At 70.7% G+C, this 22,942-nt stretch carries 18 protein-coding genes; 8 read left to right on the top strand and 10 right to left on the bottom strand.

The genetic code is table 11. The features are described 5' to 3' along the window. Positions 1-9: 9 nt before the first annotated feature. From ACT3TD_RS05740 to ACT3TD_RS05715, 6 genes are read right to left on the bottom strand one after another with little or no spacing between them, the layout of a single operon-like run. Positions 10-1,461, bottom strand: a complete 1,452-nt coding sequence (locus ACT3TD_RS05740) for a purine-cytosine permease family protein (protein WP_441579600.1) — start codon at positions 1,459-1,461, stop codon at positions 10-12. Next, on the bottom strand, positions 1,458-3,308 hold the full coding sequence (locus ACT3TD_RS05735; protein ID WP_441579601.1) for an amidase: 1,851 nt from the start codon (positions 3,306-3,308) through the stop codon (positions 1,458-1,460). The genes ACT3TD_RS05740 and ACT3TD_RS05735 overlap by 4 nt, the downstream gene beginning before the upstream one ends. 1 nt (position 3,309) lies before the next feature. Continuing rightward, positions 3,310-4,371, bottom strand: a complete 1,062-nt coding sequence (locus ACT3TD_RS05730) for an agmatine deiminase family protein (RefSeq protein ID WP_444614903.1) — start codon at positions 4,369-4,371, stop codon at positions 3,310-3,312. Next, positions 4,368-5,945, bottom strand: a complete 1,578-nt coding sequence (locus tag ACT3TD_RS05725; RefSeq protein ID WP_444614904.1) for an APC family permease — start codon at positions 5,943-5,945, stop codon at positions 4,368-4,370. Before ACT3TD_RS05725 ends, ACT3TD_RS05730 begins: the two co-directional genes overlap by 4 nt. Beyond that, a complete protein-coding gene (locus ACT3TD_RS05720; protein WP_444614906.1) occupies positions 5,942-6,868 on the bottom strand; it encodes a universal stress protein in 927 nt (308 codons plus the stop codon). The genes ACT3TD_RS05725 and ACT3TD_RS05720 overlap by 4 nt, the downstream gene beginning before the upstream one ends. Before the next feature lie 5 nt (positions 6,869-6,873). After that, the gene (locus ACT3TD_RS05715) at positions 6,874-8,364 is read right to left on the bottom strand and encodes a flavin monoamine oxidase family protein (RefSeq protein WP_441579604.1); all 1,491 of its coding nucleotides are present in this window, start codon (positions 8,362-8,364) and stop codon (positions 6,874-6,876) included. Between the two features lie 242 nt (positions 8,365-8,606). Here ACT3TD_RS05715 and ACT3TD_RS05710 point away from each other — a divergent pair, with 242 nt between their 5' ends. Next, positions 8,607-9,353, top strand: a complete 747-nt coding sequence (locus ACT3TD_RS05710; protein ID WP_441579605.1) for a TetR/AcrR family transcriptional regulator — start codon at positions 8,607-8,609, stop codon at positions 9,351-9,353. 92 nt (positions 9,354-9,445) lie between these two features. On the opposite strand, the gene speB is transcribed toward ACT3TD_RS05710, so the two are convergent. After that, positions 9,446-10,459 carry an agmatinase gene (gene speB, locus ACT3TD_RS05705; RefSeq protein ID WP_301443072.1) on the bottom strand — a complete coding sequence of 338 codons (1,014 nt, stop codon included), beginning with the start codon at positions 10,457-10,459 and terminating at the stop codon, positions 9,446-9,448. Between the two features lie 48 nt (positions 10,460-10,507). Beyond that, on the bottom strand, positions 10,508-11,074 hold the full coding sequence (locus ACT3TD_RS05700; RefSeq protein ID WP_301443073.1) for a helix-turn-helix domain-containing protein: 567 nt from the start codon (positions 11,072-11,074) through the stop codon (positions 10,508-10,510). A 269-nt stretch (positions 11,075-11,343) separates the two neighbouring features. On the opposite strand from ACT3TD_RS05700, the gene ACT3TD_RS05695 reads away from it, so the two are divergent. From ACT3TD_RS05695 to ACT3TD_RS05685, 3 genes are read left to right on the top strand one after another with little or no spacing between them, the layout of a single operon-like run. Then, positions 11,344-12,828, top strand: coding sequence for a sodium:solute symporter (locus ACT3TD_RS05695; RefSeq protein ID WP_441579210.1), 1,485 nt, complete (start codon positions 11,344-11,346; stop codon positions 12,826-12,828). Positions 12,829-12,830: 2 nt separating this feature from the next. Next, a complete protein-coding gene (locus ACT3TD_RS05690) occupies positions 12,831-14,555 on the top strand; it encodes a thiamine pyrophosphate-binding protein (RefSeq protein WP_444614907.1) in 1,725 nt (574 codons plus the stop codon). Then, entirely contained in the window at positions 14,552-15,496 is a 945-nt protein-coding gene (locus ACT3TD_RS05685; protein WP_441579207.1) for a C-terminal binding protein, read from the top strand. The genes ACT3TD_RS05690 and ACT3TD_RS05685 overlap by 4 nt, the downstream gene beginning before the upstream one ends. Before the next feature lie 13 nt (positions 15,497-15,509). Here the strand turns inward: ACT3TD_RS05685 and ACT3TD_RS05680 are convergent, their stop codons facing one another. Continuing rightward, the gene (locus ACT3TD_RS05680) at positions 15,510-16,391 is read right to left on the bottom strand and encodes a helix-turn-helix domain-containing protein (RefSeq protein ID WP_441579206.1); all 882 of its coding nucleotides are present in this window, start codon (positions 16,389-16,391) and stop codon (positions 15,510-15,512) included. Positions 16,392-16,527: 136 nt separating this feature from the next. On the opposite strand from ACT3TD_RS05680, the gene ACT3TD_RS05675 reads away from it, so the two are divergent. Then, entirely contained in the window at positions 16,528-17,376 is an 849-nt protein-coding gene (locus ACT3TD_RS05675; RefSeq protein WP_441579205.1) for an NAD(P)H-binding protein, read from the top strand. Positions 17,377-17,410: 34 nt separating this feature from the next. Here the strand turns inward: ACT3TD_RS05675 and ACT3TD_RS05670 are convergent, their stop codons facing one another. Further along, positions 17,411-18,955, bottom strand: coding sequence for a PucR family transcriptional regulator (locus tag ACT3TD_RS05670; RefSeq protein ID WP_444614909.1), 1,545 nt, complete (start codon positions 18,953-18,955; stop codon positions 17,411-17,413). A gap of 128 nt (positions 18,956-19,083) precedes the next feature. Between ACT3TD_RS05670 and gabT the strand changes: the two genes are divergently transcribed. From gabT to aqpZ, 3 genes are all read left to right on the top strand, one after another. After that, complete coding sequence (gabT, locus tag ACT3TD_RS05665) at positions 19,084-20,430, top strand: 4-aminobutyrate--2-oxoglutarate transaminase (RefSeq protein ID WP_444614910.1); 1,347 nt, start codon at positions 19,084-19,086, stop codon at positions 20,428-20,430. A 26-nt stretch (positions 20,431-20,456) separates the two neighbouring features. Beyond that, complete coding sequence (locus ACT3TD_RS05660) at positions 20,457-21,920, top strand: NAD-dependent succinate-semialdehyde dehydrogenase (protein ID WP_441579203.1); 1,464 nt, start codon at positions 20,457-20,459, stop codon at positions 21,918-21,920. Between the two features lie 233 nt (positions 21,921-22,153). After that, a complete protein-coding gene (gene aqpZ, locus ACT3TD_RS05655; protein ID WP_301444281.1) occupies positions 22,154-22,930 on the top strand; it encodes an aquaporin Z in 777 nt (258 codons plus the stop codon). Positions 22,931-22,942: the final 12 nt, after the last annotated feature.

The raw sequence follows: 22,942 nt of genomic DNA, 5'->3' as shown, positions 1-22,942 counted from the left end.
CTGGTGCTCCTAACGGGAGGTGGGGGCGTTGCGGTAGAGGACTGTGTAGACGAGGGCGCTGACGGCGATGCCCGCCGGGATCGACAGGTCCATGCCGGTGAGGCTGGAGACCGGGCCGACGAAGACGTCGGTGCTGATGCACAGCAGTGCGGCGACGCCGCCCACGGAGACGCTCGCCAGGCCGTTCCAGTTCCAGCCGTCGCGGAACCAGAAGGGGCTGTGCGGGGAGTCGTCGAGCAGCGTGGGACCGTCGTACCGGTTGCGCCGCAGGACCACGTCCGTGGCGAAGACGGTGATCAACGGGCCCGAGGCGATGACGATGAGCTGCAGCAGCAGCGACACCGAGGTGGTGAAGTCGTAGACGGCCACGGACACGACGGTCAGCAGCGTGCCGATCACGGTGATGATCAGGGTGGACGGGATGCGCTTCAACGGGATGCCGAGGGCCTGCAGGGACAGGCTCGCGCTGTAGGTCGTCATGCCGTTGAGGCCGATGGCCGCGACGATCACGCCGAGGGTGAAGACCGGGAAGAACCAGGACGGCATCGCCGCCTCGAAGGCCCCCAGCGGGTCGCCGATCATGTCGAAGCCCGCGCCGGTGGCGATCAGGGCACCGACCATGGTGAAGATGATCCCGGCGCTCGCCCCGCCACAGCCTGTCGCCGCGGCGGTCTTCCACTTCGGGGTGTCGCTCGGCAGGTAGCGGGCCATGTCGGGGCTGTTGAAGAAGGACAGCGGGGCGGACGCGAGGATCGTCACGCCGATGCTCATCGCGGCGGCCAGCTCGATGCCGCCGAGCTGCTCGGTGGGACGGTAGCTGAGGTCGAAGTGGGGGATCATGAACGCGGTGGCCAGCAGGAACACCACGGCCAGGGCGTTGGCGACGTACGGGTAGAGCCGGGTGATCAGCCCATGGCCGTAGATGCCGACCAGGGCGGTGACCCCGGAGATCACGATGACGACGGTGACGTCGACGGCGACGCCGGAGGGCACCCCGAATCGGTTGAGCAGGCCGACACCGTTGACCGAGGCCGCCGACCAGGTCAATGACAGGTAGACCGCGGAGAGCAGCCACCCGTAGAGCCCGACGATGATCTTGTTGCCCCGGATGCCGTACATCGCGCGGGTGATCACGGAGCCCGAGGTCCCGGCCGCCGGCCCACTGACGGCGAGGATGCCGACGAGGATCCACCCGAGGTTCGCGATGACCGTGACGGCGAGCGCCTGCCAGAGACTCAGGCCCAGTCCGGCGACGAGGACCGCGCCCAGGGTGATGGTGAGGAAGCTGATGTTGGGGGTCGCCCACACCCAGAACAGTGAACCGGGGTGACCGCCCCGTTCGTCCTCGGTGATGTACTCGATCCCGCGTGTCTCGGCACCGTGCACGGAGACGTCGGGGTCGCTCTGGGTGGTGACGGTCGGGATGTCGGTGGTGTCTGGCTTCGGTACCAGTGCGGTCATGGGAGGGACCTTTCGGTGGGGCCGGTGGTGACGGCCGCGGTGGTGGTGTCGGTGGTGGTGTTGGTGGTGGTACGTGCCGGCGGGACGCGCCGGGTGCCGGACGGGGCGGTGGCCTCGACGGCGGCGCCGAGGGCGAGCAGGCGGTTGTCGTCCCAGGCGCGTCCCGCCAGGGTCAGGCCCACCGGCACGCCGCCGGTGCTCCCCATCGGCACGGTCACCGTGGGGATCCCGAGGTGCCGCGGAACGAGGTTGCCGTTGGCGACCCACACGCCGTTGCGCCAGGCCAGTTCGGCGGAGGCGGGGTCGGTGTCGGCGTCGGACGGGCCCACGTCGGCCATGGCGGGGAAGACCACGGCATCCAGGCCGAGGTCGTCCATCCACTGCTCCAGGTCGACCCGGCGGGTCTCCTCCAGTCCGTGCACACCGTCGGCGAGCAGTGAGAACGAGGGGTTGCGGAGGAGGTCGTCCGGCCCGGTGTAGCCGAGCCCGGCGACGAGGGCGGGGTAGGTGGCGATGTCGTCGTCGAAGCCGTCGTAGCGGTCCGGAAGGGCACCGTCGGGGTGGGGGAAGATCGTCGAGCCGTCCTGCGGGTCGAGTGCGCTGAGCGAGTCCAGCGCGGGGTCGCCGTTGGCCTGCAGGAAGTCCTCCCAGGCCCAGGCGGCGAGCGCACCGACCTCCAGGTCCAGGTAGGCGGGGTCGAGCAGGCCGCGGGTGGACACCGTCGGCGCGCCGGGCCGGTCGCCCTCGTAGTTGCTGACCACGGGGAAGTCGACCTCGACCACGGTCGCGCCGGCCTCTTCGAGGTCGGCGCGCAGCGCCTCCCACGCGGCGAGGACGTCCGGGGACGTCTCGATGCGGCGTCCCATCGGACCGCCGACCCCGGTGTCGCCGGTGCGGTCGCCGCCGGTGCCGGCGGCAGCGTCGGCGTTGACGTACATCGCCGGCACGCCGAGGCGCACACCGGCGAGGTCCCCGCCGGTCGCGGAGGCGAGCGTCCGGTAGCTTTCCGGACGCACCGCGGAGGACGCCGGGACGTGGACCCAGGGTTGGGTCCTCCAGAAGTCGCCGCGGGTGGTGTGGTCGTCGGCGACGACCACGTCGAGCACCTCGGCCATGTCCGCCATGGAGCGGGTGTGCGGCACGACGACGTCCATGGTCGGCACCAGCGGCCAGTTCCCGCGCGTGGAGATCACCCCGCGCGAGGGGGTGTAGGCGCACAACGCGTTGCACGACGCCGGTGCCCGGCCGGACGACCAGGTCTCCTCGCCGAGGCCGAAGGCGGCGAACTCGGCGGTGGTCGCCGTGCCCGAACCGTTGGACGACCCGGAGGCGAACGCGCTGGTCAGGTAGGACGCGTCGTAGGGGCTCTCGGCGCGCCCGTGCAGGCCACGCTGCATGCCGCCGTTGGCCATCGGCGGCATCGTCGTCAGTCCGAGCAGGACGGCGCCGCCGCCGCGCAGCCGTTCGACGGTGAAGGCGTCGCACTGTGCGACGAGGGTGGCGAAGGCGGGGGAGCCGGCCGAGGCGGTGAGGCCACGGGCCAGGTAGGACTCCTTGGCGGTGTAGGGGATGCCGTCGAGCGGGCCGAGGAGGGTGCCGGTGCGGCGTCGTTCGTCGGAGGCGCGGGCGTCGGCCTCGGCGTCCGGGTTGTCGACGATGACGGAGTTGAGCGGCACTCCACCGTCGGCGGCGTGTGCGCCGTGTTCGCTGTTGCCGGCCGGACGGTCGTGGCGGGCGATGCGTGCGCGGTAGGCCACGACCAGGCCGACGGCGGTGGTGCTGCCGTCCTCCAGGGCGGCGCGCAGTTCGGCGATGGACCTGCCCGTGACGTCGAAACCGTCGGTCATGTCAGCCACGCTCCACCGCCGGCTGCTGCTGGGTGATGCAGTGGATGCCGCCGCCGAAGGCGAAGATGTCGCGGGCGTCCACGAGCTCCACGGTGCGCCCCGGGTAGGACGCCGCGAGGATGCCGCGGGCGCGCTCGTCGGCGACCTCGTCGCCGAAGGCGCAGAGGATGACGGCGTCGTTGCAGACCAGGTGGTTGATGTAGGAGTAGTCGACCCAGTCGCCCTCGTCGTCGCGCAGGACGGCAGGGGCGGGCAGGTCCACGATGTGCAGGGGCCGTCCGTCGGCGTCGACGGTGTCCTCGAGCACGGCGCGCAGCTGCCGGGAGACCTCGTGGTCGGGGTGGGCGGGGTCGTCCTGGCGGTGCAGCAGGACGTGGCCGGCCTCGGTGAAGCAGGCGACGATGTCGACGTGGCCGCGGGTGCCGAAACCGTCGTAGTCGCGGGTCAGTCCGCGCGGCAGCCACACCGCGTGGCGGGTGCCGAGCCGGGCGTGGACCTCTGCCTCGACCTGCTGCTTCGTCCACCCGGGGTTGCGGTCCGGGTCGAGCTGGACGGTGTCGGTGAGCAGGACGGTGCCGCGTCCGTCGACGTGCAGGCCGCCGCCCTCGGCGACGAGGGGGGAGTCGGCGACGGGGATGCCGGCAGCGCCGGCAGCGCCTGCGACGGCCGTGGCGAGGTGGGCGTCCTTCCCCCAGGCGGCCCACTGCTGGGCGCCCCAGCCGTTGAAGATCCAGTTCACCGCGCGCAGGGACCCGTCGTCGTCGAGGACGAAGGTGGGCCCGGAGTCGCGCATCCAGGCGTCGTCCAACGGTGCGGTGGTGACGGTGACGTCGGTGCCGAGCATCTCGCGGGCGACGTCCTCGTCGGACGGGTCGGCGACCACGGTGACCGGCTCGTAGCGGGCCACGGTGCGGGCGACCGTGCACCAGGCGCGGCGGGCGCGGGCCAGATCACCTGCATCACCTGATTCATCTGTACCAAAGGTGTCGTTGGCGGTGGGGAAGGACATCCACGTGCGCTCGTGCGGTGCCCACTCCGCGGGCATGGTGGTGGTCGTGGTCATGGAGCAGGCTCCTCGATCGGTTCGGCAGCAGGTTCTTCGGCGGGGTCGGCACTGTCGCTGGTGGACTCGGAGACCGGCAGGGTCTCGCCGCGGAAGAAGGCGGGGTGGCGCAGGCGCGTCCAGAACATCAGGGCCACGCCGATGAGCAGCACGCCCACGCCGAGGATGAAGACCATGCCCACCCCGGCGATCGAGTTGCCGGAACCGTAGTCCGGGTCGAGGGAGTCCACTGCGGTCTGCACGAACATGACCAGCAGGAACACCCCGCCGATCAGGGGGAACAGGAAACGGAAGATGATGCTGCGCGGGGACACGAACAGTTCGCGTCGGAAGTACCACACGCAGGCCAGGGCGGTGATGCCGTAGTAGAAGCAGATCATCAGGCCCAGTGCGGTGATCGTGTCCCACAGGGCGTTCTCACTGATCAGCCGGGTGACGGTGTAGAACACGCCGGCGGCCACCGCCGAGGCCACCGTGGCGATCGAGGGCGTGCGGTAGCGCGGACTGATCTTCGAGAACACCGGCGGCAGCGCCCGGTAGTAGCCCATCGCCAGCATGGTGCGTGACGGGGAGATCATCGTGGAGTTCAGCGAGGAGAACGAGGAGGTCAGCACGGTGATCGACATGAGGATCGCGAACGGTCCCATCACCGGGGAGGCCAGGGCGGCGAACAGCGACTCCTGGTTCTCCGGGTTGCCCGCACCCAGGCCCTCGGTGCCGGTGCCGGCCCAGGCGACCACGGCCACCGCGCACAGCGTGTACAGGGCGATGATGATCACCACGGTGATCGTGGACGCCCGGCTGGCGGTGGTCTTCGGGTCCTTGGTCTCCTCGTTCATGGTCAGGGTGGTGTCCCAGCCCCAGAACATGAAGATGGACAGCGAGATGCCGGCGGCGATCACGGAGAAGTCCTCGATGCCGGCGGGGTTGAACCACTCCAGGCTGACCGGGGTGGGGTCGAAGGAGCTGCCGTTGTTGGCCTGCACGATCGCGGACACCGCGAAGGCGGTGAGCACGACCAGCTGGATGGCGACCAGGATGTACTGCAGCATCTTCGTGGAGCCCAGCCCGCGGTAGGAGATCCAGGCGGCGATCGCGATGAACACCAGGGTGGTGGGGATGTTGACCCACAGGTTGCGGGTGAGGTTGGCGATGTCGTCGTTGCCGAGGATCTGGCCGAGCAGGATGTAGAGGAAGTCCACGGCCACGGCGGCGAGGTTGGACAGCACGATCACGGTGGCGGCGATCAGTCCCCAGCCGCCCATCCAGCCGACCCACGGGGAGAAGGCCTTCGTGGCCCAGGTGAAGGAGGTGCCGGAGTCGGGGAAGCGGGAGTTGAGCTCGCGGTAGCCGAAGGCGACGAGCAGCATCGGCAGGAAACCCAGGATCAGGACGGCAGGCACGTGCGAGCCGACCTCGGCGATGGTCGGTCCCAGCCCCGAGGTCAGGGTGTAGGCCGGTGCGATGCAGCCGATACCGATGACCACGGTGCCGAGCACCCCGATCTGGCCCTTGGCCAGGCCCTTGTCGCTGGGCAGTGTGCTGCTGGACGTTTCGTTGGTGGCGGTACTCATGGCAGCCTCCCGGTGGTCGGGTCGCCGGCGGCGCTGTAGGCGGTGTAGCCGGCGGGGATCACCACCACCGGGACGGGGGCGACGCGCAGCATCTTCTTCGCCGTGGAGCCCAGGAACATGCGGCCGTGGGCGGCCAGGCGGGAGGACGCGACGAGCACGATCTCGTCTGGGTGCCAGGACAGTTCGGCCATGGCGGCCGGGACGTCGCGTCCGGTGGCGATGTGGGTGGTGGCGTGGCCGTCCTCGACGAGTTCGGCGGCGTCCTCGGCGAGTCGCCGGGACGCGTAGGTCTGCAGGTCGTGCAGGACGCCGCTGGTCACCGCCGAAGCGTCCTGCGGTGCCGTGCGGTCGGCGATGTCCTGGGTGACCAGGGAGACCAGGCGCAGCGGGATGTGGCGTGAGCGTGCGGTGGCGATGGTCTCGCCGACGAGGTCGGTGGCGCCGCGGCGCGGGCCGAACATGGCGGTGACGTGGCCGAGCGGCCCGGGGTGGTTGTAGCCGGTGGGTGCCAGGGCCACCGGGACGTCGGCGGTGTGCAGCAGGTTGGTGGCCATGGTGCCGAGCCGGTGGCGGTGCAGGACCGCACCGGGGCGTGGGCCGACCACGATCAGGTCCCCGCCGAGGCGGTGGGTGGCCTCGAGCAGTCCCTCGGGGACGGAGGGGTGGCTGATCAGGTGGGTGGAGCACCGGACGTCGTCGGGCACGGTGGTGGCGGCCTCGTCGAGCCAGTCCTGCAGCTGCCTGTTGCGGATCTTCTCGTAGTTCCCGTCGTAGGGCAGGGAACTGGTGAAGGGGTTGTCCGCCGGGATGATCATCACCAGGTGCAGGTGGGCGTCGCGCTCGCGGGCGATGGCGGTGCCGAGGTGGAGGGCGTCGCGACCGCTGGAGGTCGCGCTGTATCCGACGACGATGTTGGTGGTCATGCCCCTCAGAGCTCCTCGAGGATGCTCGTGGCCACGGCCTCGCCGATGCGCACGGCGCCGTCGACGTGCTGGTAGCCCTCGGCGGCGATGTCGGAGCAGGCGTAGTGGATCGGGCCGGTCGGACGGTTCTGCAGGTGTCCCCAGCGGTGCAGTCCGCCGAGGTCGTAGCTGGTGGCGTAGGCGCCGCGGGTCCATTCCTCGGCGGCCATGTCGGAGAGGTAGAAGGCGATGGGCTCCATGGTCTCCGGGCCGAGGTAGTCGGCCATGGCCGACAGGATGGCCTCCTTGCGCTCGGCCTCGGACAGGGCCCACATCTGCTCGGCGTAGACGTCGGAGATGAAGCCCACGAGGGTGCCGTTGGCGTCCTCGACGGGGTTGCCGTCGGCGTCGGCCTGCACGTTGGTGTTGTCGTAGACCTCCTGGACCAGGCGTCCGCCGCCGAAGGAGGTGCCGGACAGGCCCTTGTCACGCCAGAACGGGGTCTCGTAGACGGCGTGGATCTTGATGACCAGGCCCATGGAGATGTGTTGGTGGGCGATGTGCTGCTCACGGGGCATCGGCGGCACGTACTGGATGCGGTTGTACAGGTTCGGCGGCACGGCCAGCACCACGTTGCGGGCGTGGACGGTCGCACCGTCGGCGACGACGGTGACGTCACCGGGGGCGCCGTCGGCGCCGGGCGCGCCGTTGCGGACGTCGGCGGCGATGCCGTTGGCGGCGTCCTGCGTGTCGGGGTCGACGGTGGACCAGGTCACCTCGCGCACGGGGGAGGACAGCACGATCTCGCCGCCGAGCCCGCGGATCTTCTCGGCGAGGGTGAGCGAGACCGACTGCATGCCGCCGACCACGCGGCGGTCGAGGATGAAGTCCTCGTCGACGAGGTTGGAGAAGGAGCCGGCGGAGGCTGCCATGAGCACGGCCTGCAGGGTGGAGAACGCGTAGGACGGCTTGGTGAGCATGCCGGAGGCGACGTAGATCGACACGTTGTCGATGGCCTCGGGGTCGTCGCTGTGCTGGCCGAGCCAGTCGCGGAAGGGCACGGTGTCGAGTTCCTGCGCACGCTCGGCGGCCCACGGGGCCTCGGCGCCGACCTCCTCGGTGAGGTCGTCCATGAGCTTGATGAGCTTGTCCATCTCGGCCTCGGTGTGCTCCGAGCAGGGGAGGCGGTCACCCTCGTAGGTGTGGCGGGAGCCGTCGGGGGAGACGTAGACGGACTTGCCCTCGCGGTAGCGCGGGTAGGTGTCCAGGCCGAGTTCGTCGACGAGTTCGGTGAGCCGGGTCTGGTCGGGGGAGATCCACTGGCCGCCGATCTCGATGAAGTGGGGTGCGCCGTCGGCGTCGAGGGCGGCGCCGTTCCAGGTGCGTCCACCGACCCGGTCGCGTGCCTCCAGGACGGTGACGGACCTGCCTGCCTTGGCCAGGGTGTAGGCGGCGGTGAGTCCGGCGGGACCGGCACCGATGACGACGACGTCGCTCTCACGGGTGGTGGGGCTCATGAATGTGTCCTCCTTGTTAAATGAATCACGTTCGTTTAACGAGACGGTACAGCTCTCACCGGCCGTGCGCCAGACCCCGGGACCGAAAAATATGCGCGGTGACGGGCGCTGCGGGGGCCTCTCATTTCCCATGAGTGCCCGTCACCTGGGATAATGCGGGTTTAGACGCGAATGTAAAATACCTGTGACATCGCGGGCCAGACCGGGCCCGGGCCGTGGCGCAGACGACTGGAGAGGGCGGAATGGTTGTGGAAGAGGAACAATCACCGCGGGGCAGGGGCCGCCGCGCCGGGCGTCCGTCCGCCCCGGTGCTCGACCGGGACCGCATCGCCGAGACCGCGCTCGCCCTGGTCACCGACGAGGGCCAGTCATGCCTGACGATGAAACGACTCGCCGACCGGCTCGGCGTGGCCGTCTCGGCCCTGTACAACCACATCCGCAACAAGGCTGACCTGCTGCTGCTCGTCGAGGACGCCGTGATGTCGGGGGTGGACGCCTCGGCGCTCGGCGCGCTCACGGAGGCTGACGGTGCTGCCGCCGGGCTGCCGGACGCCCTGCGGCACTGGGCGCGCTCCTACCGGGAGGTTTTCGCGGCCTTCCCCGAGCTCGTCCCCCTGATCGCCACGATGCCGGTCTCCGGCGCGCCGGCCACGCGGCGCATGTACGACACCGTGGCGTCCGGCCTGGTGGCGGCCGGTGTGCCGCGCGACCGGGTGGTGTCGGTGGTCATCGCCTTCGAGTCCTTCCTCTACGGTTCGGCGATGGACGCCAACGCACCGACCGAGATCTTCTCCTCGGCGCCGGAGGAGACCGACGCCCCGGTGTTCCAGGACGTGGTCAGCGCCTTCACCGTGCGGGTCTCCGACGACTCCGACGGGCGGGGGGCGGCGAACCCCTACGCCGACGACCCCTTCGAGTGGGGGCTCGAGGCACTCGTCGCCGGAGCCGTCGCCCTGGCGGACCCCCGCTCCGGTACCGACGTCATCTGAGCCGCGCTCCAGGCACGAAAACTGCCGAAAGATTACCTGGGCGGTGGTTCAGGTGACATGGCCCTGCCTGCCGCCCCCGACGCCCCTGCCACTCAGGCGCCCGCGGCGTCCTCGATGCTCTTGCCCGCACGCAGGTCCGCCATCAGGGTGATCAGGTCGTAGGCCACGTGGGACGCCGAGACGCCGGTGATCTCGGCGTGGTCGTAGGCGGGGGCGACCTCCACCACGTCGGCGCCGACGATGTTGAGGCCGCGCAGACCGCGCAGGATCTCCAGGAGCTCGCGACTGGTCATTCCGCCGGCCTCCGGGGTGCCGGTGCCCGGGGCGTGGGCGGGGTCGAGCACGTCGATGTCCACCGAGATGTACAGCGGGCGGTCGCCCACGCGGGTGCGCAGCCGGTCGACGATCTCGTCGACACCCTGACGGAACACGTCCGAGCTGGTCAGGATGCCGAAGCCGAAGCGACGGTCGTCCTCCAGGTCCTTGCGTCCGTAGAGCGGGCCGCGCGTGCCGACGTGGCTGATGGCCTCGGTGTCGATCACGCCCTCCTCCGCGGCACGGCGGAACGGGGTGCCGTGCGTGTAGTCCGCACCGAAGTAGCTGTCCCACGTGTCGAGGTGCGCGTCGAAGTGCAGGAACGCCACCGGCTGACCGGCCCGCTTCGTCGCCGCGCGCAGCAGGGGCAGGGCGATGGTGTGGTCGCCGCCGATGGTCATCAGCGAGCTGCCGTCGGCGGTGAGCTCCAGGGCGTCGTTCTCGACGGACTCGATGGCCTCGTCGATGTTGAAGGGGTTCACCGCCATGTCCCCGGCGTCGGCCACCTGGACCTGCGCGAACGGCGAGGTGTCCGTGGCCGGGTTGTAGGGGCGCAGCAGACGGGAGGACTGGCGGACGTGCCCGGAGCCGAACCGGGCGCCGGAGCGGTAGGACACGCCGGTGTCGAAGGGCACACCGACGACCTTGATCCCGGCCTCGCGTCCGTCCGCGACGACGTCACGGAGCCGGGGTAGCAGGGCGAAGGTCGACTCGCCGCTGTAGCGGGGGACGAGGGAGGAGTCGACGGGGCCGATGTTGCCGTTGTCGATGACGCGCGGGGTGTTCAGCATGGTGTGCCTTTCGTGGTTTTCTGGGTGCGGTCGTTCTCGTGTGGTGGTTCAGGTGTTCGCGAGGATCCAGAGCACCGTCGCCGGTTCGGCGGACGGGTTGCGCCAGGAGTGCGGTTCGGAGCCGGGCAGGGTGGCGGTGTCCCCGGTGCGCAGGTGGATCTCCTGGTCGGGGGTCTGCAGGGTGAATTCCCCGGCGATCACGTGCACGGACTCCACGGTGCAGTCCATGGTGTAGAGCTCGGACTCGCCGGAGCCGTGGCCCTCGACGACGGCGTGCAGGATGCGCAGCTCATGGCGTCCACGCGGGGTCACCAGGCGTTCGGTGATCCCCTCACCGCCGAGGTCGACCAGGGGCGCCTCGTCGAGGTGGACGACGTCGGTGTCCGGGGTGTCCAGGATCGCGCCGGGGGAGACGCCCAGTACCTCGCAGATGGTGACCAGGGAGGCCACCGAGGGGCTGGTTACGTCGCGTTCCACCCGGGAGAGGAACCCCTTGGACAGTCCGGTGGCCTGGGACACCTGGTCCAGGGTGATCCGGTTCTGCTGCCGCAGGGCGCGTAGTCGCCTGCCCGGTTGTGAGCTGTATCCGCCGGACTCGACGGGGAGTGACTTCACGACTCCGCACCTCCTGCTTGATCGGGTTCGCCGTATCGGCGATGTTGTCTCTCACGAACTTCCTGTTGCCAGTGAGGCAACTAACGATTAGCCTAGGCCCCCACAACCGATCAATCAAGGGACGTACGCCACCCCGCCTCCGTCGTGAGGTCTGCATCACAGCACATCCCACCATCGGCGACGAGGGTCCCGGTCGGCCGACCACCTCGACAGGAGAACCCCCAGTGAACTGGTTAAACACCGTCATCATCGTGCTCTATCTGGCAGTCATGCTGCTGTTCGGCTGGTGGGGGCAGCGCCGCGTCACCGACCGCTCGGACTACCTCGTGGCCGGACGCCGCCTCGGACCCGTCTTCTACGCCGGCACCATGGCCGCGGTCGTCATCGGCGGCGCCTCCGCCGTCGGTGGCGTGGGGCTGGGCTACCAGTTCGGCATCTCCGGGTTCTGGCTGGTCACGGCCATCGGTATCGGTGTGCTGATCCTCAGCCTCGCCTTCGCGCCACTACTGCAACGCCTGCGGATCTACACCGTCACCCAGATGCTCGGCCTGCGCTACGGCGGCACGACCACCCGCGTGGCCTCGGTGGTGATGCTGGGCTACACGGTGATGCTCACCGTGACCTCGACCAGCGCCTACGCCTCGATCTTCATGGTGCTCTTCGGCTGGGACCGCTGGTTGGCCCTGGTCGTCGGTGGCGGCATCGTGCTGTTCTACTCCAGCACCGGCGGCATGTTGTCGATCACCCTGGCGGACATGGTGCAGATCGTGGTCATCACCATCGCCGTGTTCGGTCTGATGCTCCCCATGTCCTTCAACCAGGTCGGCGGGTTCGCCGGCATGCGCGACCGGCTCGGCGACGAGTTCTTCGACATCGGCGGCATCGGGTTGCAGTCGATCATCACCTACTTCGTCATCTACACCCTGGGACTGCTGATCGGACAGGACATCTGGCAGCGGGTCTTCACGGCCCGGTCCCCGCAGGTCGCACGGTGGGGAGGGACGGCTGCCGCGGTGTACTGCATCCTCTTCGCCGTCGTCGGGGCGCTCGTCGGCATGGCCGCGGCGGTGCTGCTGCCGGGCATCGCCGACCGCGACGACGTCTACGCCCAGGTCGCCACGGAGATCCTCCCGGCCGGCCTCGGCGGCATCGCCCTGGCCGGCGGCCTGGCGGCGATGATGTCGACCGCCTCCGGCGGGCTCATCGCCGCGTCCACCGTCGCCCGGGAGGACGTCGTCCCGCTGATCCGTGACCTGTTCGGCCGCCCGGCGCCGGCGTCCCCGTCGGACGCGGTGGCGGACGCCGAGGCCGCCGAGGTGCGTGGAAACCGGCTGTGGGTGCTGGGACTCGGTGTCCTGACGCTGGGCATCGCCATGGTCGTGCCGGACGTGGTCGCCGCCCTGACCATCGCCTACGACCTGCTGGTCGGTGGTCTGCTCGTGGCGATCATCGGCGGCATCGTCTGGCGACGGGGCACCGGCAAGGGCGCGATGTGGTCGATGGTCGCCGGCACGGTCGGCACCCTCGTGACCATGGTCGTCATGGAGGTCAACGCAGAGGAGAGCCTCGGCGGTGTGCTGGCCAACGAACCGATCTACGTGGGGTTGGTGGCCTCCTTCGTCGTCTACGTGGCCGTCTCCCTGGCCACCCCGCCGACGGACCCGCAGGTGCTGGCGAAGTGGACGGCACGCATCAAGGGCGCGGACCACGAGAACGAGAAGAAGAACACGACCATGAAGGAGACGGTGAAGTAGCGATGACTGAAAACAAGACCGACAACCAGACCCGCATCGGCGGGGACGTGGTGCTCGAGACCCTGACCGCCCTCGGCGCCCGCGGTGTGATCGGGCTCCCCGGTCAGCACGCCCTCGGCCTGTTCGACGCGCTGCGCCGCTCGGACCTGCCGTACCTCGGCGCCCGGGTGGAGAACAACGCCGGCTTCATGGCGGACGGCTTCGCCCGGGTGACCGGTACCGTCGCACCGTTGCTGCTGTCCACCGGCCCCGGTGCGCTGACCTCCCTGGCGGCGCTGCAGGAGGCCGCGGCGTCCTCCATCCCGGTGCTCGCGCTGAGCGCGCAGGTCCCCGTCGCCGGTCTCGGCGGCGGACGCCACGGCTACCTCCACGAGCTGCCCGAGCAGTCCGACTCCTTCCGCGGGGTCGTCAAGCACGTGGTCACGGTGCGTGCCATGTCGCAGATCCCCACCGCGGTGGCGGACGCCTGGCGCATCGCCGGGTCCGCGCCGAAGGGACCGGTGCTGGTGGAGGTCCCGCAGGACATCCTGCTGGCCGACGCCGCACGTACCGTCCCCTCGTTGACGGGCGACGCACTCGCCGCCCGCGCCGAGCCGTCCTCCCTGGACCCGGTGCCCGAGATCACCGACTACGCCGCCGACCTGCTCGTGAACGCCGAGCGTCCGGTCATCTTCGCCGGCGGCGGTGTGGTGCGCGCCGGTGCGCGGGAGGAACTCGTCGCCCTGGCCGAACGCCTCGATGCGCCGGTGGTGACCACCGTCGGAGGCAAGGCCGTGCTGCCGTGGGACCACCCGCTGTCGGCCCGGTCATGGATCGAGGACATCGCCACCACCGAGTTCCTCGAGGACGCCGACGTGCTGCTCATCGTCGGCAGCGGCGTCGGCGAACTGTCCAGCAACTACCACACCTTCGCCCCGCGCGGCCGGGTCATCCAGGTCGAGGCCGACCTCGGCAAGCTCGGCTCCAACCACGACGGCGTCGGCATCCACGCCGACGCCCGCGCAGCGCTCGCCCTGCTCGACGGCTACGTCGAGGCGTCCGGAAGGACGTCCGACGCCACCCGCCGTGCCGCGGCCACCGACCGCGTCGCCGGGCTGCTGGACACCGTGGACAGGCGCATCGCCGGACAGGGTCTGGAGAAGGAACGTGCCCTGGTCAGCGGGCTGCGCGAGGCCGTGCCGGACGACACCCACGTCTACTGGGACATGACCGTGCTGGCCTACTGGGCGTGGTCGGCGTGGGACGTCCGCGACGACGACTTCGCCTCCGCCCAGGGCGCCGGCGGGCTGGGCTACGGCTTCCCCGCCGCCCTCGGCGCCGCCTTCGCCCGACGCATCACCGCGCAGGACGCCCCGGCGTCCGTGCTGGCGGTGTCCGGCGACGGCGGCGCGCTCTACGGCATCGCCGAACTCGCGGTCGCCGCGCAGAACAACCTGCCCGTCGTGTGGTTCATCGTCGACGACGGCGGCTACGGCATCCTGCGCGAGTACATGGAGGGTGCCTTCGGCACCGCCACCGCCACCGAACTCGCCCGTCCCGACTACGTGGCGTTGGCGCAGTCCTTCGGCGTCACCGCCGAGACCACCACCATCGGGGACGCGCCGGACGCCGTCGCCCGCGCGCTCGTGTCCGGCGAACCGCGGGTCGTCGTGCTGCCCGCCGTGCTCGACCTGTTCGCACCCACCCACCTCGACCGGCTCGCCGAGAGCAAGGAGAACAACTCATGACCCGACCACTGGTCCTCTTCACCGACGAGACCGACCTCGACCCCGTGCCCGGACGCACCCTGCTCGAGGACGCCGGCTGCGACACCGTGCTCGCCGACCTGCCCGTCGGCGACGGCGTACAGGAGTTGCCGGACGGTACGGAGCACGCCGTCGGCCTCGTCGTCGGCTACGCCCGGATCGACAAACCGCTGCTCGACCGGCTGCCGGACGTCGGCGTGATCGCCACCATGAGCGCCGGCACCGACATGATCGACGGGGAGGAGGCCGCCCGCCGCGGCATCCGCGTGGTCAACCTGACCTCCGCGGCCACCGAGGAGGTCGCCGCCCACGCCCTCACCCTGGCCCTGGCCGTCGAACGGCACCTGCGCGAGAGCCTCAGGGTCACCGCGGAGGGCGGCTGGACAGACGACGTGGACGCCGTACCCCGTCGTCTCAGCGGTCTGACCCTGGGCCTCTACGGGTTCGGACGCATCGCCCGCCGCCTCGCCGAGATCGCCGGCCCGCTGGTCGGTCGAGTCATCGCCCACGACCCCTACGTGGAGACCGCGCCCGACGGTGTGGAGCTCGTCGACCCGGACCGTCTCCTGGAGGAGTCCGACATCCTCTCACTGCACCTGCCGTTGACGGAGGACACCCGCGGGGTCGTCGACGCGGCGGCCCTGGCACGTATGCGCCGTGGATCCACCCTGGTCAACGTCTCACGCGGCGAACTGGTCGTGGTGGAGGACCTCGCGGCGGCGCTGGACTCCGGACAGCTGACCGGCGCGGGCCTGGACGTCCTCCTCGGCGAACCGCCGGCCGCGGACGCCCCGGAGCGCACGGACCCGCGCATCCTCGTCACCCCGCACGTCGCCTTCCTGTCGGAGGGGTCCCTGGAGCACTACGTGCTCGACCCCGCGCGCAACGTCCTCGACTGGCTGCACTCCTCCGGCCGGCTCTGACGCGGCACCGACGTCACCTGGGCAGCGGCTCAGATGACATGACGGTGTCGGTGGCCCCACCAGTGAGCGCCGCGAGCTTCCCGGCTGCCTCGGATCCGGGCGCGGCGGTGAAGATCACCAGGTGCAGCCCGGCACCGCCGCCACTGTTGACGTCCACGACGTCGCAGTCCAGCTCCACGGCCCCGACGTCCGGGTGCACCACGGTCTTGCGTTGGCCACCGTGGTCACCGACCGCGGCGGTGTCCCACATCGTGGCGAAGGTGTCGCTGTGTGCGCGCAGGGTGGCGACCAGGGTCGTGAGGTCCGGGTCGGTGGGGTGCAGGGAGTGCACCCGGCGCAGGTCGGCGGTGAGCGAGGCACGGTAGGCGTCGAGGTCGGGGTGGTGGACGCGGTCGCCGTCGCCGAGGAAGTGGCGCCACACCAGGTTGTCGTTCATCGCCGGTTCGCCGGCATTCGTCCCGTCACCTGTCCCGTCCCCGGTAAGCGCGGCCCAGGGGGCGTTGTGGTCGAGCCGGGTCCAGGTGGCGTCGAAGACGCCGACGGGTGTGTCGTCCAACCGGTCGAGCAGCCTGCGCACGCTCGGGGTGATCGTCCGGGGCACCAGGGCGCGCACGTCCCCGGTGTGCCCGGCGACGCGCAACGCCACCGCGGTCTCGTCGTCGGACGCCCGCAGCGCGCGTGCCAGGGCGCGCACCACGTCGGCGGTGGGGCGGGCGCGTCCCTGCTCGATGCGTTTGACGTAGTCGGCGGAGACCCCGGCGAGCCAGGCGACCTCCTCGCGACGGAGCCCCGGGGTGCGGGTGGAGTGGTCGCCGAAGGGCGAACCGACGTCGGAGGGTTGCAGTCGTCCCCGCCAGGCGCGCAGCAGGGCGCCGAGTACGTCGGTCCCGTTCATGGGGTTCAGAATACCGCGCGTGGGACGCGGGCGAAGGGGGGACGAACGGGGCCAGGCTGTTCCACCGCGCGGCGGGCAGTGTGGAGGAGGTACGGGGTACCGAGACACCAACATCCACCAACATCCAAGGAGCACCATGTTTCTCATCACCGGGGCCACCGGCAACGTCGGCGGCGAGCTCGCCACCATCCTCGCCGGGCAGGGCCACGCCGTGCGCGCCTACGTGCGCAACCCCGCCCGGGCGTCCCACCTGCCGGAGGAGGTGGAGCTCGCCGTCGGTGACCTGGACGACGCCGAGGCGCTGCGCGCCGCCTGCGAGGGTGTCGACACCGTCTTCTTCATGCAGGCCGCACCGTCGCCGGCCCAGGCGGAGACGCTGGTGGACGCGGCGACGGCGGCCGGGGTGACCCACGTCGTGGTGCTGTCCTCGATCGGCACGGTACTGCACCCGATGCCGGTGATCGGGGCGGCGATCAACGCCCGCGACGAGGTCCTGCGCAGCTCGTCGTTGGAGGTCACCTACCTGCGTCCCAACACGCTGACCACGAATGCGCTGTGGTGGCGCGAGGCCATCACCGCCGGACGGCCCGTCCCCGACCCGACCGGCGAGGGTCTGACCGGACCGGTCGACCCGTACGACATCGCCCGTGTCGCCGCGGTGGTGATGACCGACCCGACGCACCGCGGCCACGGCTACATCCTCAACGGCCCGGAGGCGTTGAGCACGCGTGAGCAGGTGCGGATCCTCGCCGACGTGCTCGGACGCGAGATCGCCGTCGCCGACTGCACCCCCGGCGAGCTCGCCGAGGCGTCCATCGCGGCCGGGACCCCCGAGCCGCAGGCCCGTGGCCTGCAGGACCTGCAGGAACTGTTCCGTGCAGGACGCTCCGGCGTGCTCACCGACGACGTCCGCAACGTCACCGGCGTCGCACCGCGCACCTTCCGCCGGTGGTGCGAGCTCCACCGCGACGACTTCGGGGTGTAGGCGGGACGTGGCGGTTGCTCGTTGCTCTCCGCGCCTACGCCCTGGATGACCCTGCGGTACGGGTGACGGCGACGAGCAGCAGCTCGGCCCGCACGACCGGGTCGTCGAGGTCGACCTCGCAGATCTGCGCGATGCGGTCCAGGCGGGTGCGTACCGTGTGCCGGTGTACGCCCAGGGTGTCGGCGGTGGCGGCGACCTTCCCGCCGGCGCGGAGCCAGGCCAGCAGGGTGTCCGTCAGCTCGTTGCCGGTCCCGCCGCCGGATCCCTCGCCGAGCAGGCGGTCGACGGTTTCGCCGGCACGCCGGTCCAGGGCGTCGCGTACCGCCGGCTGCTCCAGCCAGTCCGCCCCCGCCCCGTACGGGCCCACGTGGCTGCCGGGTGTCAGGGTGCGGGCGGCGGTCTCGAGGCGTCGCACACGATCCATGGTCACCTCGCCCCAGGCCACGGGTTCGCCCACGGCGACGCGGACGCGTGCGGCGGCCTGGCCGAAATCACCGGCGATGTCGGCCACACGGCGCGACCCACGGAACAGCAGCAACGCGGTCGTGGCGTCCAACCCGGTGACGAACAGGTGGCGTCCCGCCCGCTCGGAACGCCGGTCGGCCTCGGCCAGGGCGGCGTCCAGCTCCCGGGGGCGGTCGGCGGTGACCACCGTGGGGCGGACCCGCCCGTCGCCGTCGGACGCCTCGTCGAGGATGCCGCCCACCGGCCTCGTGCCGTCCTCCCCGCGCACGCCCAGCAGCAGCTGGATGGCCAGGGTGTTCAGCTCCGTGCGGCTGCGCCGCAGGTAGGCGGGGCGTTGCAGCAGGATGTCCGCCAGGCCGGCGGCGTGCTTGAGTACCGCCCGGTCGTGCGGGGAGAACGGGTGGGACGCCAGCACCGTAATCAGGTGGAAGCGTTCGCCCTGCGGCGTCATGCGTTGGGTCAGGCGCCAGGTGCCGGTGCCCGCCTCCGTACGTGCGTCCGCTCCACTGTCGCGTTGCCGGCGCGCGGTCGCGACCGCGGACAACGCCCCGGCGTCCTGCCGGCCGTGCAGCCGACCGTCGTCCTCGGTGACCGCCACCGCGGCGTCCAGGTGGCGGGAGGTCGCGGCGAGCAGGGCGTCCAGCCCGCCGTCGACCGCGGCGGTGCTCAGCTTCTCCTGCACCACGACCAGGCGTTCCTGCTCCCGGCGGCCGCGACGGGCGCGCTCCTCGAGCACGGTGTTGAGGATCGAGATGAACGCGGTGTGGCGCGGCACCTCGATCACCGCGATGCCGTGCTCGCGCGCGGTCGTGACCAGGGAGGGCGGCACGGTGGGAAAGAAGAGGCCGGTGCCGAAGCCGATGGCGGTGACCTGCGCCTCGGCGAGGCGTCGGACGTAGTCGGGGAAGGGGTCGTCCCGGCCGACGCGGTCCGGGGTGAGGGCCACGCCGACGGTGAGTACCACGGCGTGGGGCTGCAGGAACTCTCGCGGGTCGGTCAGCTCGGTCGGCTGGATCACCGAGAAGCCCGCGCCTGGTACACCCGTACCGGCGACCGGTCGCAGGTCGAGGTCGCGTTGGGCGTGCAGCCAGGCCAGGGTCAGGTCGTCGGACATGGCCATACTGTACATTCTGCAACGAGAAGTTCGACAGGTAGGCCATGTCGTCCACGTCACGTCGGCACGCATAATGGCGGCAACGGAAGAACGAGACAGACGAGACAGAAGAGACAAGGAGCCTCCCCATGCAGGACCTCACCTACCGCCTCCCGCAGGAGCGCACGACCACCACCACCGCGCCCGGCCCGCAGAGCGAGGCGCTGGCCGCCCGCCGCGACGCGGTCGTCCCGCGCGCCGTCACCCCGAACCTGCCGCACTACGTCGTCGACGCCGACGGCGGCGTCCTGCTCGACGCGGACGGCAACTCCTTCGTCGACTTCGCCTCGGGCATCGCCGTGACCACCGTCGGTGCGTCCAACCCGGCCGTCGTCGAGGCCGTCAGCGACGCCGCGGCGCACTTCACCCACACCTGCTTCATGATCTCGCCCTACGAGTCCTACATCCGCGTCGCCGAGAAGCTCGCCGAGATCACCCCGGGCGACCACGACAAGCGCGCGGTGCTGTTCAACTCCGGCTCCGAGGCCGTGGAGAACGCCGTGAAGATCGCCCGCAGCTACACCGGACGCGACGGCGTGGCCGTCTTCGACCGCGCCTACCACGGCCGTACCAACCTGACGATGGCCATGACCGCGAAGAACATGCCCTACAAGTCCGGTTTCGGGCCCTTCGCCTCCGAGGTCTACCGCGCACCGGTGTCCTACCCGCTGCGCGACCACCTCACCGGCGCCGAGGCCGCCGAGCGCGCCATCACCGCGCTGGAGCAGCAGGTCGGCGCGTCCAACCTGGCCTGCGTGGTCATCGAGCCGATCCAGGGCGAGGGCGGGTTCATCGACCCGGCCGAGGGCTTCCTGCCCGCCATCGTCGAGTGGTGCCGCGCCAACGACGTCGTCTTCGTCGCCGACGAGATCCAGGCCGGCATGTGCCGCACCGGCGACTGGTTCGCCTCCGACCACGAGGACGTCGTCCCCGACCTGGTCACCATCGCCAAGGGCGTGGCCGGCGGCATGCCGCTGTCCGCGGTCGTCGGACGCGCCGAGATCATGGACGCCCCGCACCCCGGCGGGCTCGGCGGCACCTACGGCGGCAACCCCGTCGCCTGCGCCGCCGCGCTGGCCTCCATCGACCAGATGGAGGAGCTCGACCTCAACGGCCGCGCCCGTGAGATCGAGCAGATCGTGCGCGAGGTGCTCGAGCCGCTGGTCGGCGAGTCGGCCGGTGCCGGTCTGGCCGAGGTCCGCGGCCGTGGCGCGATGATCGCCCTGGAGTTCGTCGACGCCGACGGGCGTCCGGACGCCGCGACGACCAAGGCCGTCGCCGAGGCGTGCAAGGCCCGCGGCGTCCTGATCCTGACCTGCGGGATGGACGGCAACGTCGTGCGCCTGCTGCCGCCGCTCGTCATCGGCGAGGACCTGCTGCGCGACGGGCTCGGCGTGCTCGCCGACGCCATCCGCGACAACGGTGTAGGCAAGTAGACGAGAAGAACACAGGAGGAACAACCATGAACAACCGCGTACTCCCGTCCGACCTGACCGACCTGCTCGCCACCCAGGTGAAGGACGCCGCAGCCACCTTCGACGTCGAGGACCCCGCCACCGGCGAGGTGCTCGTCACCGTGCCCGACCGCTCCGCCGACGACGCCGTCGACGCGCTGAGCAGCGCCGTCGAGGCGCAGAAGACCTGGGCGCGCGTCGCCCCGCAGCGTCGGGCGGACGTCCTGACCCGCGTCTTCGACATCGTCAACGAACGCGCCGAGGACTTCGCCACCACCATGACCCTGGAGATGGGCAAGCCCCTCACCGAGGCCCGTGGCGAGGTCACCTACGGCAACAGCTACTTCCGCTGGTTCGCCGGCGAGGCCGTGCGCATCCCCGGCCGCTTCACCCAGGCACCCGCCGGCAACGGCCACATCCTGGTGTCCAAGCACCCGGTCGGCCCCGTCCTGGCGATCACCCCGTGGAACTTCCCGCTGGCCATGGCCACCCGCAAGATCGCCCCGGCGCTCGCCGCGGGCTGCCCCGTGGTGGTCAAGCCCGCCAAGGAGACCCCGCTGACGATGATCCTCGTCGGCGAGGTCATCAAGCAGGCCCTCGCCGAGGTCGCCGGTGACCTGGGCGACTTGTCCGGGCTGGTCACGATCGTGCCGTCCACCCACTCCGGGGCGATCTCCGAGACGCTGATGGCCGACGACCGGCTGCGCAAGGTCACCTTCACCGGCTCCACGCCGGTGGGTGCCACCCTGGTGCGCCAGTCCGCCGACCAGCTGCTGCGTACCTCCATGGAGCTCGGCGGCAACGCGCCGTTCGTCATCGCCGCCGACGCCGACCTGGACCTCGCGCTGACCGGCGCGATGGCCGCGAAGATGCGCAACGGCGGCGAGGCCTGCATCGCCGCGAACCGTTTCCTCGTCGACGCCTCCGTCGCCGGGGAGTTCACCCGCCGGCTCACCGAGTCGATGTCGCAGGTCACGATGGGCCACGGCATGGACGAGGGCACCACGCTGGGGCCGATGATCACCGCCAAGCAGCGCGACGGCATCGCCGCCCTGGTCGACGAGGCCGTCGCCGCCGGCGCGACCGTCACCACCGGTGGGCAGGTGCCGGACGGCCCGGGCCACTTCTACCCGGCCACCGTCCTCACCGACGTCCCGGCGGACACGCGCATCATGCACGAGGAGATCTTCGGCCCCGTCGCCACGGTCACCACCTTCTCCACCCTGGAGGAGGGCGTGGCGATGGCCAACGACACCGAGTTCGGCCTCGCCGCCTACGGTTTCGCCGCCTCGCTGGAGAACGCGCAGTACCTGGCCACGAACCTCGAGGCCGGCATGGTCGGCATCAACCGGGGCGCGATCTCGGACGCCGCCGCCCCCTTCGGCGGTGTGAAGCAGTCCGGCTTCGGCCGTGAGGGCGGCACCGAGGGCATCGAGGAGTACCTCGAGGCCAAGTACGTGGCCCTGAACTGAGGTCCGGTCCCGTAGAGGGGCGAAGATCGAGCGTGGGATGGTTGAATCACCGGATTCAACCATCCCATGCTCGATTTCCGCCCCTGCGCCTTCCGCTGCGTCGGGCAAGCCAGTAGCAACACCTCTGGCCCGAGAGAAATATTGATGCCGGGTATTCCTTTTCCCCTGGGCACGGTGTTAGTTAGTAGAACTACCGACCGACACCGGTCCCACAACTGAAAAAAGGAGTCACCATGCCCACCCCTCCCATGTCCAAGCGCCTCTGGGCCGAGTTCCTCGGCACCTTCTGGCTCGTCTTCGGCGGCTGCGGTTCCGCCGTGCTCGCCGCGAAGGTCCTCTCCGACGAGTCGGGCAGCACGATCAACATGGGCATCGGCTTCGTCGGTGTCGCACTCGCCTTCGGCCTGACCGTGGTGACCGCGGCCTACGCCGTCGGCCACATCTCCGGCGGCCACTTCAACCCGGCCGTCACCCTGGGTTGTGCGGTCGCCAAGCGCGTCGAGTGGTCCGCCGTGGTGCCGTACTGGGTCACGCAGGTCGTCGGCGCCACCGTCGCCGGCGGCGTCCTGTGGGTCATCGCCGACGGGAAGGACGGCTTCAGCGCCAGCGGTTCCGGGTTCGCGACGAACGGTTACGGCGAGTTCTCGCCGGACGGCTACTCGATGCTCGCGGTGCTGGTCACCGAGGTCGTGCTCACCGCCGTGTTCCTCTGGGTGATCCTCGGGGTGACCTCGAAGAAGGCCCCGGCCGGTTTCGCCCCGCTGGCGATCGGTCTCACGCTCACGCTGATCCACCTGATCTCGATCCCGGTGTCCAACACCTCGGTGAACCCGGCCCGTTCGTTGGGTGTGGCGTGGTTCGCCGGCGGCGACGCGCTCGGCCAGGTGTGGCTGTTCATCCTCGCACCGCTGGTGGGTGCGGCGATCGCGGGCGTGAGCTACGCCTTCCTCACCGGTGACGAGGACGACGAGCACGCCGAGGAGGAGGCCCGCGTCGGCGCGGGTGCCTGATCCGTTCCGGCG

It is taken from the genome of Corynebacterium sp. AOP36-E1-14, assembly GCF_052377495.1.
Classification (GTDB): Bacteria; Actinomycetota; Actinomycetes; order Mycobacteriales; family Mycobacteriaceae; genus Corynebacterium.
The sequence above is the reverse complement of the archived record's forward strand: the minus strand, read 5'-3'. Positions and strand labels throughout refer to the sequence as shown.

Excerpts from the sequence above, each read along its gene's own strand:
- ACT3TD_RS05740 (WP_441579600.1), bottom strand. The coding sequence starts at position 1,461 with ATGACCGCACTGGTACCGAAGCCAGACACCACCGACATCCCGACCGTC.
- gabT (WP_444614910.1), top strand. The coding sequence starts at position 19,084 with ATGCAGGACCTCACCTACCGCCTCCCGCAGGAGCGCACGACCACCACC.
- ACT3TD_RS05660 (WP_441579203.1), top strand. The coding sequence starts at position 20,457 with ATGAACAACCGCGTACTCCCGTCCGACCTGACCGACCTGCTCGCCACC.
- ACT3TD_RS05680 (WP_441579206.1), bottom strand. The coding sequence starts at position 16,391 with ATGAACGGGACCGACGTACTCGGCGCCCTGCTGCGCGCCTGGCGGGGA.
- ACT3TD_RS05685 (WP_441579207.1), top strand. The coding sequence starts at position 14,552 with ATGACCCGACCACTGGTCCTCTTCACCGACGAGACCGACCTCGACCCC.
- ACT3TD_RS05730 (WP_444614903.1), bottom strand. The coding sequence starts at position 4,371 with ATGACCACGACCACCACCATGCCCGCGGAGTGGGCACCGCACGAGCGC.
- aqpZ (WP_301444281.1), top strand. The coding sequence starts at position 22,154 with ATGCCCACCCCTCCCATGTCCAAGCGCCTCTGGGCCGAGTTCCTCGGC.
- ACT3TD_RS05710 (WP_441579605.1), top strand. The coding sequence starts at position 8,607 with ATGGTTGTGGAAGAGGAACAATCACCGCGGGGCAGGGGCCGCCGCGCC.
- ACT3TD_RS05720 (WP_444614906.1), bottom strand. The coding sequence starts at position 6,868 with ATGACCACCAACATCGTCGTCGGATACAGCGCGACCTCCAGCGGTCGC.
- speB (WP_301443072.1), bottom strand. The coding sequence starts at position 10,459 with ATGCTGAACACCCCGCGCGTCATCGACAACGGCAACATCGGCCCCGTC.
- ACT3TD_RS05690 (WP_444614907.1), top strand. The coding sequence starts at position 12,831 with ATGACTGAAAACAAGACCGACAACCAGACCCGCATCGGCGGGGACGTG.
- ACT3TD_RS05725 (WP_444614904.1), bottom strand. The coding sequence starts at position 5,945 with ATGAGTACCGCCACCAACGAAACGTCCAGCAGCACACTGCCCAGCGAC.
- ACT3TD_RS05670 (WP_444614909.1), bottom strand. The coding sequence starts at position 18,955 with ATGTCCGACGACCTGACCCTGGCCTGGCTGCACGCCCAACGCGACCTC.
- ACT3TD_RS05695 (WP_441579210.1), top strand. The coding sequence starts at position 11,344 with ATGCTGCTGTTCGGCTGGTGGGGGCAGCGCCGCGTCACCGACCGCTCG.
- ACT3TD_RS05675 (WP_441579205.1), top strand. The coding sequence starts at position 16,528 with ATGTTTCTCATCACCGGGGCCACCGGCAACGTCGGCGGCGAGCTCGCC.
- ACT3TD_RS05715 (WP_441579604.1), bottom strand. The coding sequence starts at position 8,364 with ATGAGCCCCACCACCCGTGAGAGCGACGTCGTCGTCATCGGTGCCGGT.
- ACT3TD_RS05735 (WP_441579601.1), bottom strand. The coding sequence starts at position 3,308 with ATGACCGACGGTTTCGACGTCACGGGCAGGTCCATCGCCGAACTGCGC.